Annotated in this window: 13 protein-coding genes and 2 pseudogenes; 11 read left to right on the forward strand and 4 right to left on the reverse strand. The window is 70.2% G+C overall.

Annotated elements, in window-relative coordinates; translation table 11 throughout:
• Window positions 1–188 precede the first annotated feature (188 nt).
• Both M3149_RS02505 and M3149_RS02510 read left to right on the forward strand, forming a co-directional pair.
• Window positions 189–527: a hypothetical protein gene (locus tag M3149_RS02505; RefSeq protein ID WP_251707757.1), complete on the forward strand. Its 339-nt coding sequence runs from the start codon at window positions 189–191 to the stop codon at window positions 525–527.
• Between the two features lie 95 nt (window positions 528–622).
• A complete protein-coding gene (locus M3149_RS02510; protein ID WP_251707758.1) occupies window positions 623–1,333 on the forward strand; it encodes a dienelactone hydrolase family protein in 711 nt (236 codons plus the stop codon).
• A gap of 203 nt (window positions 1,334–1,536) precedes the next feature.
• Here M3149_RS02510 and M3149_RS02515 read toward each other — a convergent pair.
• Both M3149_RS02515 and M3149_RS02520 read right to left on the reverse strand, forming a co-directional pair.
• Window positions 1,537–1,634 (reverse strand): annotated as a pseudogene (locus M3149_RS02515) (GTPase); the annotation flags it as partial.
• Between the two features lie 86 nt (window positions 1,635–1,720).
• Entirely contained in the window at window positions 1,721–2,620 is a 900-nt protein-coding gene (locus tag M3149_RS02520) for a LysR substrate-binding domain-containing protein (protein ID WP_251707759.1), read from the reverse strand.
• 109 nt (window positions 2,621–2,729) lie between these two features.
• Here M3149_RS02520 and M3149_RS02525 point away from each other — a divergent pair, with 109 nt between their 5' ends.
• From M3149_RS02525 to M3149_RS23130, 5 genes and pseudogenes are all read left to right on the forward strand, one after another.
• Window positions 2,730–3,710 (forward strand): Bug family tripartite tricarboxylate transporter substrate binding protein, encoded by a 981-nt coding sequence (locus M3149_RS02525; RefSeq protein WP_251707760.1) that lies wholly within the window; start codon window positions 2,730–2,732, stop codon window positions 3,708–3,710.
• Between the two features lie 5 nt (window positions 3,711–3,715).
• Window positions 3,716–4,600: an N-formylglutamate amidohydrolase gene (locus tag M3149_RS02530; RefSeq protein WP_251707761.1), complete on the forward strand. Its 885-nt coding sequence runs from the start codon at window positions 3,716–3,718 to the stop codon at window positions 4,598–4,600.
• 82 nt (window positions 4,601–4,682) lie between these two features.
• Window positions 4,683–5,150 (forward strand): (2Fe-2S)-binding protein, encoded by a 468-nt coding sequence (locus tag M3149_RS02535; RefSeq protein ID WP_251707762.1) that lies wholly within the window; start codon window positions 4,683–4,685, stop codon window positions 5,148–5,150.
• Window positions 5,147–7,051 (forward strand): annotated as a pseudogene (locus M3149_RS02540) (molybdopterin cofactor-binding domain-containing protein); the annotation flags it as partial. The gene M3149_RS02535 and the pseudogene M3149_RS02540, both read left to right, overlap by 4 nt.
• 553 nt (window positions 7,052–7,604) lie before the next feature.
• A complete protein-coding gene (locus tag M3149_RS23130) occupies window positions 7,605–8,153 on the forward strand; it encodes an AraC family transcriptional regulator (protein WP_353056792.1) in 549 nt (182 codons plus the stop codon).
• Here M3149_RS23130 and M3149_RS02545 read toward each other — a convergent pair.
• Window positions 8,128–9,012 carry an MOSC domain-containing protein gene (locus M3149_RS02545; RefSeq protein WP_251707763.1) on the reverse strand — a complete coding sequence of 295 codons (885 nt, stop codon included), beginning with the start codon at window positions 9,010–9,012 and terminating at the stop codon, window positions 8,128–8,130. The two genes, M3149_RS23130 and M3149_RS02545, sit on opposite strands and share 26 nt — an antisense overlap.
• A gap of 85 nt (window positions 9,013–9,097) precedes the next feature.
• On the opposite strand from M3149_RS02545, the gene M3149_RS02550 reads away from it, so the two are divergent.
• The 4 genes from M3149_RS02550 to M3149_RS02565 are packed head-to-tail and all read left to right on the forward strand — an operon-like array spanning window position 9,098 to window position 13,308.
• On the forward strand, window positions 9,098–10,234 hold the full coding sequence (locus M3149_RS02550) for an FAD-dependent monooxygenase (RefSeq protein ID WP_251707764.1): 1,137 nt from the start codon (window positions 9,098–9,100) through the stop codon (window positions 10,232–10,234).
• A gap of 37 nt (window positions 10,235–10,271) precedes the next feature.
• On the forward strand, window positions 10,272–10,988 hold the full coding sequence (locus M3149_RS02555; protein ID WP_251707765.1) for a DsbC family protein: 717 nt from the start codon (window positions 10,272–10,274) through the stop codon (window positions 10,986–10,988).
• Complete coding sequence (locus M3149_RS02560; RefSeq protein WP_251707766.1) at window positions 10,985–11,458, forward strand: DUF3429 domain-containing protein; 474 nt, start codon at window positions 10,985–10,987, stop codon at window positions 11,456–11,458. Before M3149_RS02555 ends, M3149_RS02560 begins: the two co-directional genes overlap by 4 nt.
• Window positions 11,458–13,308: a M61 family metallopeptidase gene (locus M3149_RS02565; RefSeq protein ID WP_251707767.1), complete on the forward strand. Its 1,851-nt coding sequence runs from the start codon at window positions 11,458–11,460 to the stop codon at window positions 13,306–13,308. The genes M3149_RS02560 and M3149_RS02565 overlap by 1 nt, the downstream gene beginning before the upstream one ends.
• Here M3149_RS02565 and M3149_RS02570 read toward each other — a convergent pair.
• The gene (locus tag M3149_RS02570; protein WP_251707768.1) at window positions 13,275–13,799 is read right to left on the reverse strand and encodes a hypothetical protein; all 525 of its coding nucleotides are present in this window, start codon (window positions 13,797–13,799) and stop codon (window positions 13,275–13,277) included. The two genes, M3149_RS02565 and M3149_RS02570, sit on opposite strands and share 34 nt — an antisense overlap.
• Between the last annotated feature and the right edge of the window lie 32 nt (window positions 13,800–13,831).

Here is a 13,831-nt window from a genome sequence, read left to right on the forward strand (position 1 = left end):
CGGTGCAAACAGCGGAGACACTCTTCTCGCCTTCTCTTACGTTGTGTTGTCCCCCAGCCGCAGTTCCGCGGTTCATCGAACAGGAGCTCATCGTGCCTCGAAGAATCCGTTCCTCACTCGGCCTATGTCTTCTGCTGGCATCGTTCACAGCATCCGCGCAACTCGCACCTCCACCCGGGGAGGCCGACTTGATCGCGCGCGGCCTCAAGCCACTCGACGATGCAGCGTTGCGAGCCCTGGTCCCGGAAAAAACCCTGTACCACACCAACACATCCACCGGGCAGACCTACCCGATCTATTACCGCGAGGATGGCCGCCGCTTCCTCAAGGTGGGCACCAATGTTCGACCCTCGCGCTGGTGGTTCAAGGACGGCTTGCGCTGCGATGAGAGCGCGGCAGGGGGTAGCACGATCTGTTTCAAGATCTTCGACGACGGGGGCGCAATGCGTGCGTGCGCGGTCGGTGCGAAGTCTTGCGAATGGATCTTCACCGCAGAGAAGGGTGACGTTGAGGGTATCGGCAAATGAAGGCGCGGTGCTGGCGCCACTGGCTGGCCTTGCTGGCATTGGCGGGGACTGCCTTGCCCGCCTGGAGCACTGGCGGTAGCCCGTTGCACGCACTGATGCTGCCACCACAGAACTTTCAGGCACCCTACCCAGCGGTCCTGCTGCTGCACGGCTGCAGCGGTATAGAGCGCAACATTCCAATGTGGCAGGCTTTCCTGAGCAGCAAGGGCTATGCCAGTGCTGTCGTCGAAAGTTTTCAGCGCCGTGGCGTGCGGGAGATCTGCACGAACTTCAACCGAGTGCCTCAGCGCGAGCGCCTCAACGACGCCTACACCGCTTTGACCGCACTGGCCGCACGAACCGATATCGATCCCAAGCGCGTTGCCATCATGGGCTTCTCCAATGGGGGCGGGACTGTGTTGGGCGCCCTGAATCGCCTGATCGAATCCCAACTGCCGCCCGGCCACGCGCGCTTCAGCGCGGGCATCGCCCTCTACCCCGACTGTTCTGCCTTTGGAGCGGTGCCCATGACCGCCCCGATCCTGACCCTCATTGGTCAAGCCGACGACTGGACGCCGGCCAAGTATTGCGAAGGCCTCTCGCAGAAATGGGGGGCCAACTTCCAGACCATCGTGTACCCAGGCGCTCACCACAGTTTCGACATGCCCGATTTGCCACGCCACTTCATGGGCTCAGCGCGGAACCTGCACAGCAGCAGCGGCTATGGTGCCACCGTGGAGGGCAGCCCTCGGGCGCTCACGCAGGCGAAGATCGATGTGGAAGCATTTCTGGCGCGGACCATGCCGGCGACCGCTGCTGCCCGCTGAACCGCGCTCGAAGGTTGCATAGGTGTCGTTCCAGCGACCTGGGGCACGCACAGCGCAACTTGTCGTCAACGCCACAAACGACGAAGGCCATCCTAGGATGGCCTTTTTTGCTCGGCGCGTTTTGGTCCTGGCTTTGCCGGGGACTGCCGCGCCACACCCGGAGGTAGTTGATCCAGCTGCGGATCTCAGTCGGTCCAGCCTACGGGGTAGTTCTCGGCCGCGATGCCGGCCTTGGTGAGGGCGTTGAAGAGCGTGGACTTGCCCACGTTGGGCAGCCCACGATGCCGCATTTCAAGCTCATGACGGGGTGGGGAGGTTGTGGCCTGCCGAGGAAACCGTCCTCGTTCTGCCAAGGGAGAAGGGCCTCAATTGTACCGACCGACCCGTTCAGGCCGCTGCCTGCGCGGCCTGTTCGCGCACCCAGTGGGCGAACGCATCCACCGCGGGAGAGCCCGGCACCGAGCGCAGACGGCACAGGTAATAGCCGCGACCCGTGGTTGCACTGCCCGCCACGGGCACCACCAGGCGCCCGGCCGCCAGATCGGCCTGCACCATGCAACGCTGCACCACGGCCACGCCCATGCCCGCGCGGGCGGCCTCGATCAGGTTCATCACGAGATCGAAACCGGTGCCGCGCCAACCTTCAGGCAATCGACCACCCACCGCCTCAGCCCAGAGTGCCCAGTTGTCGCGGTAGTTGCTGTGGTAGAGCAACGGCCGGGCCAGCAGGGCGTCGGCACCGCGCACACCGCGCGCCAGGGCCGGTGCGCACACGGCCACGATCTCGCGGCCGACCAGGTACTGCGCGGCCACCTGCCTGGGCCAGCGCTGCCGCGGTCCGGTCTTGAGCGCCAGCCAGAGATCCACGTCGGTGCGGCTGAAGTTCTCGTCGTGGTGGTACTGGCGCCATTCGATGTCGATCGCCGGGTACCGCTGACGGAAATCCTCCAGCCGAGGCAGCAGCCACAGGTTGCCCAGGCTGGGCACCACCGACAGGCGCAGCCGCGCACTCTCGCGCCGCGCCTGCGCACGCCCCGCGACCGCCTCCAGCGCCGCCACCGGTTCGGCCACCTGTCGCTGCAGGTCTGCCCCCGCGGCGGTCAGGCGCACGCCACTGGGCGCGCGGTCCAGCAATGGTTCGCCCAGGTGGGCTTCCAGGCGGGCCACGGCGCGGCTCACAGCCGCCTGCGTGACGCACAACTCGTCGGCCGCGCGGCGAAAACTGCCGTGCCGCGCCACCCCGAGGAACGCGTGCAGTTCCACCAGCGAGGGGCTTCGTATGCGCATCGTTGCGATTACATCATGTCATCACTGACGACGAAAATGTCGTTTGCGGGTCACCGCCCGCCTCCCTACGCTGCGGGCTCCCGCATTCCATCGACGGAGACCCGATCCCATGCCCATCGCCCATCTGCTGCGCGCCGCCCTGGCCGTCACCGCTGCCCTCACCCTGGGCGGTGCCCATGCACAAGGTGCCTATCCCGCCCGCCCCGTGAAACTCATCGTGCCGTTCGCGCCCGGCGGCTCGACCGACCTGGCCGCGCGCCTGGTGGCCGAGTACGGCAGCCGCGAGCTCGGCCAGTCCATCGTGGTGGAGAACAAGGCCGGTGCCGGCGGTTCGACCGGCATGGAATTCGTGGCCCGCTCGCCGGCCGACGGCTACACCCTGGGCATGGCCACGGTCAGCACGCACGGCAGCAATCCGGCCGTCTACGGCCGCAAGCTGCGCTACCACCCGCTCAAGGATTTCGCGCCCGTCACCAACGTGGCCACCACACCGAGCGTGTTCGCCGTTCATCCCGGCACGCCCGCCCGCACGATGAAGGAGTTCATCTCGCTGGTGCAAGCCAACCCCGGCAAGCACAGCTTCGCCTCGCCAGGCATCGGCTCGCTTGGTCACGCCAACATCGAGCACTTCATGGCGCTGGCGAAAATGGAGATGCTGCACGTGCCGTACAAGGGCGCGGGCCAGGCGATGACCGATGCGATGTCGGGCCAGGTGACGGCCATCACCGACAACCTGCCTTCGGCGCTGCCCAACATCGCCTCCGGCAAGCTGCGTGCGCTGGCGGTGCTGAGTGAACAGCGCTCGCCGTCCCTGCCGGACGTGCCCACCTACGGCGAACTGGGCTTTCCCCAGATGGGCAGCGGTGGCTGGTTCGGCGTGGTGGCGCCCGCCGGCACGCCGCCCGAGGTGATCGCGCGCCTCAACACCGCCTTTCACAAGGCCATGAAGCACCCCGAGTTCATCAAGAAGATGGAGGAGTCGGGCGCGACGCTGATTCCCGGCACGCCGGAGTCCTTCGCACAGCAGATCCAGCAGGCCATGGAGCGCTACGAGCGCGTGGCAAAGATGGCGCGGATCTCCCTCGAATGAGCGGCATGACCGGACTGCCCGCCACGCCGCCGCCTGCGCCAGCGTTCTCGCTGCGCCCGCCCACGGGGCCGGCGGCGCCCTTGGTCTGCGACTCTCCCCACAGCGGCACCGACTACCCGGCCGACTTCGATCACGCGGTGCCGCGCGCGCTGTTGCGCCGCGGCGAGGACACGCACGTGGAGGCGCTGTGGGAAGCCGTGCCCGCGGTGGGCGGCACCCTGCTGGCGGCGCACTTCCCGCGCACCTACGTGGACTGCAACCGCACCGAGGACGACCTCGATCCGCAATTGCTCGATGGCCCCTGGCCCACGCCGCTGAACCCGGGTGAGAAGACGCGCCTGGGATTCGGGCTCATCTGGCGCAACATCGACGCAGCCACCCCGATCTATGCGCGGCGGCTCACGGTGGCCGAGGTGCAGTCGCGCATCGCGCGCTGCTACCGCCCCTACCACGCCACGCTGTCGCGCTGCATCGAAGACACGGTGGCGCGCTTTGGCGCGGTCTGGCACCTCAACCTGCATTCCATGCCCAACGACGCCTACCAGCGGCTGCAGATTCGCAGCCCGCACCCGCTGGCCGACTTCGTGCTCGGCGACCGCGACGGCACCACCTGCGAACCCGCGTTTGTCGATCTGGTCGAGCGGGAATTGCGCGCACGCGGCTACACGGTGGCGCGCAACGACCCGTACAAGGGCGTGCAACTGATCGCGCGCATCGGTCAGCCCGCGCAACGGCGCCACAGCCTGCAGATCGAGATCCGCCGGCCGATCTACATGCACGAGGCCACGCGCGAGCGCAACGCCGACTTCACCACCGTGCAGCGCGACCTCGCCGCGCTGGCGGCCACCCTGGCGAACCACGCCCGCGAGCAGGTGCGCGCCCCGGCCTGAGGCACGCGCCACGCTGGCGCGTTGGTTCAAGACTTTGCGGTGCGCGCCGCGCAACATGGGAGCTCCCAACCCGGAGCATTCCATGGAACTCAGCGTGAACGAGCGGCGCCATCCCATCGCGCCCGCCTGGCAGGACGAACGCCTGCTGTGGGTGCTGCGCGAGCACCTCGGCCTTGTCGGCACCAAGCACGGCTGCGGGGTCGGCCAATGCGCCGCCTGCACCGTGCTGGTCGACGGCGTGCCGCAGCGCAGCTGCCTGCTGCCCGTGCGCGAGGCGGCGGGGCGACGCATCACCACGGTGGAAGGGCTGGCCGGCGCCAACGACCATCTGCACCCGGTGCGGCAGGCCTGGCTTGACCAGCGGGTGCCGCAATGCGGCTACTGCCAGGCCGGGCAGATCGTGGCCACGGTGGCCCTGTTGCGCGAACACCCGCGGCCCAGCGACGCGCAGATCGATGCCGCACTGGCGGGCCACCTGTGCCGCTGCGGCACCCAGCAACGCGTGCGCGCGGCGGTGCACGCCCTGGCCGCTGAAGGGACTGCGCGATGAAGCGGCGCACCTTGCTGCAAGGCGGCGCGGGCCTGGCTGTCGCCTTCGGGCTGGGTGGCTGTGCATTGCCTGTGTTCCCCAAGCGCCCTGCCAGCGGCTACGCCGACGCGCTGGGCTGGATCCGCCACCACGACGGCCGCTACACGCTCGCGCTGCCCCGCATCGAGATGGGCCAGCAGATCGCCACCGCGCTCAAGCAGGTGGCCTGCGCCGAACTCGGCGTGTCATGGAAGGTGGTGGATCTTGTGCTGCCCGACACCAGCGCCATCGCGCGCGTGCGCGCCACCGTCGGCAGCGAGTCGGTGCGCGACTTCGCGCTGCCGCTGGCCCAGGCCTGCGCCACCTTGCGCGAAGCCCTGGCGAGAGGCGACACCGAGGGCTGGCGAAACGCCGATCCCTTGCCCGCGAACGCGCTGCGCGCCTTTCGTCGCGACACCGCGTGCGCCGTCCCGCCGCTGGTGCACGGCCACGCGATCGTCACCGGCGCACCGCTCTATGCCGCCGATGTGCGGCCACCGGGTGTGCTGTACGGCCGCGTGCTGCGCGCGCCCACATCGCCCGAGTTGCCCTCGCGTGCCGCGGCGTGGAACGAGGCCGCCGCGCGCGCCGTGCCGGGCTTCGTCGCGCTGGTTCGCGATGCACGGCTTCGGCAGGCCAGCGCCGACGGCCTGGGCATCGTCGCGCGCACGCCGGGCGCGCTCGAGCGCATCGCGGCCGCGCTGGCCGTGCAATGGCACACCGAGGGCGGTGGCGGTGACGCCGACATCGCACGCCAGATCGACGTCGACACCCACCGCGAACGCGGCGGCTTGCCGCACGAGGTGATGCAGCGCGGCCGCATCGAGCATGGCGCCGCGTGGGACGTGGACCTGCGCATCGACATCCCGCTCGCCGCACACGCCGCCATCGAGCCGCGCGCCGCGGTGGCCGCGCTGGATGCCGCGGGCGTGCTGGACCTGTGGGTCGGCTCGCAGGACGCGTACTACCAGCGCGACGTGGTCTGCAAGACATTGGGGCGCCGCGAGGACCGCGTGCGCGTGCACCCTTGCCGCGTGGGCGGCGCCTTCGGGGGCAAGACGATCTGTACCGTGGAGCTGGAGGCCGCGCTGCTGTGCGAGGCGGTGGGCGCGCCCGTGAAAGTGCAGTGGACGCGCGCGCAGGAATACCGACAGGGCTTTCACCGCCCGCCTTCGAGCCACCGCATCCGCGCGCGGCTGCGCAACGGGCAATTGCACGACTGGCAGCACCAGTTCGCCAGCAGCCACATCCTGTTCACCGCGGCCGGGGTGCCGGCCTGGCTGCAGCGCATCACCGACGTGGTGGCCGGCGATCCGGGTGTGGCGCGCGGTGCCGTGCCGCCCTACCGCCTGCCCAACGCCGACGTGCGTTTCGCACTCGCGCGCCTGCCGGTCTTCACCGGACCCTGGCGCGGCCTGGGCGCCGGGCCCAACGGCCTGGCCATCGAGTCGGCAATCGACGAATGCGCACGTGCCGCAGGCGCCGATCCGGTGGCGTTTCGCCTGGCGCACCTGGAAGACGCGCGACTGGCGCGCGTGCTGCGCACCGCCGTGCAAGCCGCGCCCACGCGGCCGTTGGCACCGGCATCGCCCGCATCGGCCGCAAATTCACGCGAAGGCCGCGGCGTGGCCTGCGGCACCTACAAACAACACAGCCATGCCGCCGTGGTGGCCGACGTGACCGTGGCCGCCGACGGCCAGGTGCGGGTGACGCAACTCACGTGCGCACACGACTGCGGCCACGTGATCGACGCCGACACGGTGCGCGCCCAATGCGAAGGCAACCTGGTGTGGGGCGTGGGCATGGCGCTGGGCGATGCGCTCTCGCTGCGCGACGGCGCTGTGGTGAGCGACAGCTTCGCGGCCGCGCCGATCCCGCGGCTGGACGCGGTGCCGCCGATGCGTGTGGTGCTGGTCGACGAGGGCGAGGCGCCTGGCGGTGCCGGGGAGACCGTCATCGTCGCGGCGGCCGCGGCCATCGCCAACGCGGTGCGTGCGGCCACCGGGCGACGCCCGACGCGCTTTCCCCTCGCCGCACCCGACTTCGCGCAGACTTCAGGCCATGGACGATTTCGCCTCGGCCGCGATGATGCGCATCGTGCGTGCCGGCCTGCAACGCCAGGGCCTGGCCGCGCCGCCCCTGCCACCCGCGCAGCATGGCCGGGTGCCCCTGCCCGACAAGCGCACCCAGCTGCGGGTGCTGTGGCAGGCCCATGGGCCAGGCGTGATCGCACGCCTGGGCGAGGCCGTGCACGACCTGCACGACGACCCGATGCTCACCGCCTTCGCGCCCGCCGACGACCCGTTCGATCTGCTGCAGCGATGGCAACGGCTGGAGCGTTTCGTGCACTCACGCCATCGCGTGCAGGTGCAGGCCACCGGGCCGAACCGCCTGTGCTGGCAACACGTGTCGCTGCATCAGGCGGCGCCGCCCGACATGGCCGAAGACCTGCTCGTGGCGGGCCTGCTGCTCGCGCTGGCGCAACGCGTCGGTGTGCAAGGCCTGCGCGCGCGGCCGGTGGGCACACGCGACTGGCTCTTCCGTGGTGGCTGGTGCGCAACGCGCTGGCCTGCAGCGCTGCACACCTGGGAATGGCAATGGGAGGCCGGCCATGTCGCGCCGCGCGCGACACCCGCTGCCCCGCCGCTGGCCTGGCTGCAGGCCGACCCGGCACGCGGCTGGACACTGCCGCGACTCGCGCACGTGCTGCACACCGCGCCGCGCACCCTGCAGCGCCAGCTGGCGCGCGAGGGCCAGCGTTTCAGCGGCCTGCTCGCGCAGGCCCGGCTCAACCACGCGGCGCACCGCCTGACCGACAGCGACGCACCGCTGGCGGAGGTGGGCTACCTCAGCGGTTATGCCGACCAGCCGCACTTCACGCGCCAGTTCCACGCCCACACCGGGCTCACGCCGGCGCAATACCGAGCGCAGTTCCGCACGCAGGTACGCGCGCCGGCGATCAGTCGAAGCGCCAGTTCCCGCTGACGCGCTGCCCCACGCGCAGCATCTGCCCGTCGCCTTCCAGCACGATGGCATTCATGCCGAAGGTGAGGCCACCGTTGACGCGCGCGTCGGCCCGGTAGGCGCGCAGCGCATCGTTCACCGCAGTGCCGGTCTGCGCGGTGTCCGGGTTGACGTCGGGGATCGAACAGCGTGCGCAGGGCTTCACGGGTTCGATCAGGGCCGCTCCTGCATCGGTGTCGATGCGCAGCGCCCCCAGGCGGTCCTCGTCGTGCGCCTGCAGCCCGCCGAGCACGATGTTCGGGCGCACGCGGCGCTGGTCGACGGCAGCGTGGCCGGCCGCGGCCAGGCGCTGGTTGAGTTCATCGAGCGACGCCGTGCTGGTGACCAGCAGCGCAAAACCATCGGCAAACTGCGTGCCGGCCTCGCGCCCGCCGGTCCACGCCGGGTCGCTCGGGCGCTTTACCTCGGGGTCGAAGCGGGCCAGGCGAAGCTGCTTCAGCGAGGCAGGTGCCTCCGGACCTAGGAAGTCGCTGAACCACTGTGCGGCGAGGTCGCCCATGTCGAAGGCTTCGACCTCGTCGTCCCACACCCGCACCTTGAGCGGGCCTTCCACCGCGTCAAGCCGCAGGTGCAGGGCCAGCATGCCCGGTGCCCGCAGCACGAGCTGCCCCATCTTGAACGCGGGCTGGATCAGCGCCATGCGCGGCAGCTCGCGCTGGCTCACGAATTCACCCTGCGCGTCCACCACCATCCAGGCGCGGTCGTAGAGCAGGCCGGTGTCGGTGAGCTCCGCTTCGGCGACCCGAACGCCCGCGCACGACTTGACGGGGTGGATCCAGAGTTCTTCGATGGTGGCTTGCACGTCGGCGGTGTCGGTCATGGCTGTCGGTCGGGTCAGAATGGCAAGGCGTCGGATTTTGCCCTGCCGCGCCAGCGGCACCGACCCGCAAGCCTAGAATCCCGCCATGTCTTCCCCAGCCACTGCACAGCGCGCCGACGTGGTCATTCGCGGCGCGGGCGTGGTGGGCCAGGCCCTGGCCCTGCTGCTCGCCCAGGACCGCCTGCGCGTGGCCCTGGTGGCGCCCCCGGCGGCGCCGCGGGCCGACGACGTGCGCGCTTACGCCCTCAACAACACATCGCGCGAATTGCTGCGTGCCTTGCGCGCGTGGCCCGACGACGTGCCCGGCGCCGTGACGCCGGTGACCGGCATGCAGGTGCATGGCGACGCAGATGGCACGCTGCGCTTCGACGCTGCCGAGCTCGGCGCGGAGGCACTCACCTGGATCGTGGACGTGCCCACGCTGGAGCGCCGCCTGGGCGACGCCATCGGTTTTGCGGCGGGCGTGCAGCGCGTCGAGGAGGCCCCGGCCGCACGCCTCACGGTGGTCTGCGAGGGCCGCCACAGCGCCACGCGCGAGGCCCTGGGCATCGAACACACCGTGTTTCCCTATCCGCACAAGGCGGTGGCGGCACGCCTGCGCGCGGCGCAGCCGCACGGTGGCATTGCGCGACAGTGGTTTGCCGACGGCGAGGTGCTGGCGCTGCTGCCCCTGGGCGGCGCAAACGCGCACGAACTCGCGCTGGTGTGGTCGCTGCCGACCGACCAGGCCGCCCAATGGTTGCAGGCCGAGCCGGCGGCGTTGGCGGCGGCGGTGCAGGCGCGCAGCATGCAGGCGCTGGGCGAACTCACGCTGCTGGGCGCACCGCAGGCCTGGCCGCTGCAGTTGTCGCGCGCGCGACGCTGGATATCGCGCACGGCAGCGGGCACTGTGGTGCTGGCCGGCGACGCCGCCCACGCCGTGCACCCGCTGGCCGGCCAGGGCCTCAACCTTGGCCTGGCCGATGCGGCCGAACTGGCCCGTGTGCTGCACGCGCGCGAATACTGGCGCGAACTCGACGACCCGAAACTGCTCAGACGCTACGAGCGGGCCCGTGCCGCCGACGTGCAGGCCATGGCCTGGGTGACGGACGGGCTGTTCTCGCTGTTCGGTCTGGCCGACAGCCGCGTGCAGTTGCTGCGCAACCGGGGCCTGTCCGGCTTCGACCGCAGCGGCCCCCTCAAACGCTGGTTTGCCCGCCAGGCCATGGGCCTGTCGCTCTGAACCCCTTTTCGATGCCCACGAACCCGGTCCACGCCCGATGAAGACCCTCAAGACCCTGTTGCTCGGCCTGATGGCCGGCTTGTCACTGGCCGCCAGCGCCCAGGAAGCCAGCATCCGCAAGAACCTGGCGGAGCGCCTGCCCGACATGCCGGCCATCGAGGAGATCAGCAAGACGCCCTTCCCCGGCCTGTGGGAAGTGCGCGTGAGCGGCAACCGGCTTTTCTACACCGATGACAGCGGCAGCTACGTCATGCTGGGTCCGATCATCGACACCAAGACGCGCACCAACATCACCGAAGAACGGCTGGAAAAGCTCAATGCCGTGGCCTTCAAGGACCTGCCTTTCAAGGACGCGTTCAAGATCGTCAAGGGCAAGGGCACGCGCCAGGTGGCGGCATTCGAAGACCCGAACTGTGGCTACTGCAAGAAGCTGCACCAGGAAATGGCCAAGCTCGATGACGTGACCGTGCACATCTTCCTGATCCCCGTGCTCGGCCCCGATTCGCTGGAAAAATCGCGCCGCATCTGGTGCGCGAAGGACCGCGCCAGGACCTACAGCAACTGGATGCTGAACCAGCAGCCGCCCGAGCCCGCCCAGTGCGACACGACAGCGATCGAGCGCAATGGTCGCCTGGCCGCGCGCCATGGCATCAACGGCACGCCCACGCTGATCTTCGCCAACGACACGCGCGTGCCCGGCTACATCCCGGCCGAGCGCTTCGAAGCCATGCTGAAGGAAGCCCGGGCGCGATGACCGCTGCCGCTACCCGCCCCGGGCAATCCCCCCTGCGCGACGACGGCGCGAAACCGCCAGCCCTGGCCCAGGCCCTGGGTGCCGGCGGTCTTGTGCCCTTCGTGGGTCTGGCCCTCGTGCTGTGGCTGGTGCCCCCCGACCCCGGCGCCTGGGTGGCGCTGGCCCTGGTGGGATACGGCGCCTTGATCGTGTCGTTCCTGGGCGGCATTCATTGGGGCGTGGCCATGGCACAAGGGCTGGCCACCACCGGGCACCTCGCCTGGGGCGTTGCGCCCAGCCTGCTCGCCTGGCCCGCGCTGTTGATGCCGGCGCACGCAGCGCTGCCGTGGCTGGGCCTGCTGCTGATCGTCTGCTACGGCGTTGACCGGCGCTTGTACGTTGCCGCTGGCCTGCGCGCCTGGCTCACCCTGCGCTGGCGCTTGTCGATGGTGGCCGCGCTGTCCTGCTTCATCGCCGCGGGAGCGACCTGATGCCCACCCGCCAACGGCGCCACGCCAGCCAGGCCCCGGTTCAGTACCGCGTGGCCGCCGCCGATCCCCACACCCACCTGTTCGACGTCACGCTGAGCGTGGCCGAACCGGCGCGGGCCCTGCGCGTGGCGCTGCCGGTGTGGATTCCCGGCAGCTACCTCGTGCGCGAGTTCTCGCAGCACCTGCAGGACCTGCGCGCCTGGCAAGGTGGCCGCGAAGTGGCCGTGCGCCAGCTCGACAAACACCGCTGGCAGGTCGACACACAAGCGGGCGACCCGCTGGAACTGCGCTACCGGGTCTACGCGCTGGATGCCTCGGTGCGCACCGCTTGGCTCGACGCCACCCGCGGCTTCTTCAACGCCACCAGCCTGTGCCTGCGCGTGCTCGGCCAGGAGGAACTGCCGCATGCGCTGGAGGTCACGCGAGGCGGCTCACCCGACGGCTGGTGCGTGGCCACCGGCCTGGTGCCGCAACGCGTGGACGAGCAGGGTTGGGGCCTCTACCGGGCGGCCGACTACGACGAGCTGGCCGATTGCCCGGTCACGCTCGGCCGCTTCTTCAGCGCCGACTTCATCGCCGGGGGCGTGCCGCACCGATTCGTGATGACGGGCGCGGGCGACTGGGTCGATACAGAACGGCTGATCGAGGACACGCGACGCATCTGCGAAGCCCACATTGCCTTCTGGCACGGTGATGGCGCACCGCCCTTCGAGCGCTACGTCTTCATGCTGCACGCCAGCGGCGACGGCTATGGCGGTCTGGAGCACCGCAACAGCACCGCGCTGATCTGCCAGCGCAGCGAATTGCCAGCACGACGCGACGGTACGGCCAGGCCGGTGGCGCTCAAGGCCACGGACGGCTACACCACGCTGCTCGGGCTCATCAGCCACGAGTACTTTCATACCTGGAACGTCAAGCGCCTGCGCCCCGCCGAGTTCGCGCGCTACGACTACGACCGCGAGAACCACACGGAGCTGCTGTGGTTCTTCGAAGGCTTCACGAGCTACTACGACGACCTGATCCTGCGCCGCGCCGGATTGATCGACGATGCCGTGTACCTGCAACTGGCCGCCAAGAACATCAACCAGGTGCGCCAGACGCCCGGACGCCTCGTGCAAAGCGTGGCACAGGCCAGCTTTGATGCCTGGACCAAGTACTACCGCGTGGGCGAGAACACGCCGAATGCGACGGTGAGTTACTACACCAAGGGCTCGCTGGTCGCACTGGCGCTGGACCTCACGCTGCGCCGCGAGGGCGCCGCCTCGCTCGACACCGCGATGCGCGCGCTTTGGCGGCGCTGCGAGGCCGGCCCCATGCGCGAACGCGATGTCCGCAGCGTGTTGCGCCAGCTCGGCGGGCGCGCCTTCGACGCCGAGCTCGACGCCTGGGTGCACGGCACCGACGAGTTGCCGCTAGAGCCACTGCTGCTGGCGCACGGCGTCAAGGTACAGCACGAGCCCGCACCGCTGGCGCAGCAGCTCGGCCTGCGCGTGAGCGAGGCCGGCGGCGCGCTGGTGGTGAAGAACGTGCTGCGCGGCGGCGCTGGCGAGGCAGCCGGCCTGGCCGCCGGTGACGAATGGCTGGGCGTGGAGTTTGCCCCGGCGCGCCGGGGCGGCACGCCAGAGGCCTGGCGGGTCCAGCGGCTCGACGAGGTGCAGGCGCTGCGCGGCACCCGCACGCGCCTCACGGCCCTGGTCTCGCGAGACCGCCAGTTGCTTCGCCTGCCGCTGCAGTGGCCCGCCGAGCAGCACACCCTGCGCCTGTCCGTGGGCGATGCCACCCGCCTGAGCGCGTGGCTGGGCGACAACGCGCCGGCTCAGAGCGCGGGCAGGCGCGGCGCGACGTCCTGATCGAACTGGGCCACGGTGGCCGCGTTCTTGAAGTTGCGCAGGCCGTCGCGGATGCGCGGCAGCATGGCCAGCAGTTCCGTGGCGCTCTTGCAGCCTTCCACCTTGATGGCCAGCGGCTCGCCCATGGGGCCGAGCTGATCGTTGATGAAGCGCACCACGAGGCGACGCGCCTCGGGAAACGGCAAGGCATCGGCCGTGGGCGGTGGCAGGGTGGCCGGTCCCTCGGCCACGGCGACGGCGGTCGCGGCAGGCGCCGCCGCCGGTGGGGGCGCTGCCGGAGCACCGCCTTCGATCCAGCCCTCGGCCGCCAGCTGCTCCAGCAGCGGCGCGGCCGCGCCATCGCTGCCCAGCATCTTGTCGAGCTCGCCCACGCTGCGTTTGCCGTCGACCATGATCAACAGCGAGCGCAGCCGCGGCCCCAGACCGGCGGGGCGGCTCGTGAGGGCGTCGCGGCCCTGTTCCGTTTTGACAAAGACGGTTTGCTTGTCCATGGCTTCCCAACCTTTGCGCGCGACTGTATCCA

This window comes from Hydrogenophaga intermedia, from assembly GCF_023715105.1.
GTDB classification, from domain to species: Bacteria; Pseudomonadota; Gammaproteobacteria; order Burkholderiales; family Burkholderiaceae_C; genus Hydrogenophaga; species Hydrogenophaga intermedia_A.

What these genes read in the sequence shown, in the direction of transcription:
- M3149_RS02555 (WP_251707765.1), top strand. Translation starts at nt 10,272, where the DNA reads ATGAAGACCCTCAAGACCCTGTTGCTCGGCCTGATGGCCGGCTTGTCA.
- M3149_RS02560 (WP_251707766.1), top strand. Translation starts at nt 10,985, where the DNA reads ATGACCGCTGCCGCTACCCGCCCCGGGCAATCCCCCCTGCGCGACGAC.
- M3149_RS02510 (WP_251707758.1), top strand. Translation starts at nt 623, where the DNA reads ATGCTGCCACCACAGAACTTTCAGGCACCCTACCCAGCGGTCCTGCTG.
- M3149_RS02570 (WP_251707768.1), bottom strand. Translation starts at nt 13,799, where the DNA reads ATGGACAAGCAAACCGTCTTTGTCAAAACGGAACAGGGCCGCGACGCC.
- M3149_RS02565 (WP_251707767.1), top strand. Translation starts at nt 11,458, where the DNA reads ATGCCCACCCGCCAACGGCGCCACGCCAGCCAGGCCCCGGTTCAGTAC.
- M3149_RS02545 (WP_251707763.1), bottom strand. Translation starts at nt 9,012, where the DNA reads ATGACCGACACCGCCGACGTGCAAGCCACCATCGAAGAACTCTGGATC.
- M3149_RS02530 (WP_251707761.1), top strand. Translation starts at nt 3,716, where the DNA reads ATGACCGGACTGCCCGCCACGCCGCCGCCTGCGCCAGCGTTCTCGCTG.
- M3149_RS02535 (WP_251707762.1), top strand. Translation starts at nt 4,683, where the DNA reads ATGGAACTCAGCGTGAACGAGCGGCGCCATCCCATCGCGCCCGCCTGG.
- M3149_RS23130 (WP_353056792.1), top strand. Translation starts at nt 7,605, where the DNA reads ATGGCCGAAGACCTGCTCGTGGCGGGCCTGCTGCTCGCGCTGGCGCAA.
- M3149_RS02550 (WP_251707764.1), top strand. Translation starts at nt 9,098, where the DNA reads ATGTCTTCCCCAGCCACTGCACAGCGCGCCGACGTGGTCATTCGCGGC.
- M3149_RS02525 (WP_251707760.1), top strand. Translation starts at nt 2,730, where the DNA reads ATGCCCATCGCCCATCTGCTGCGCGCCGCCCTGGCCGTCACCGCTGCC.
- M3149_RS02520 (WP_251707759.1), bottom strand. Translation starts at nt 2,620, where the DNA reads ATGCGCATACGAAGCCCCTCGCTGGTGGAACTGCACGCGTTCCTCGGG.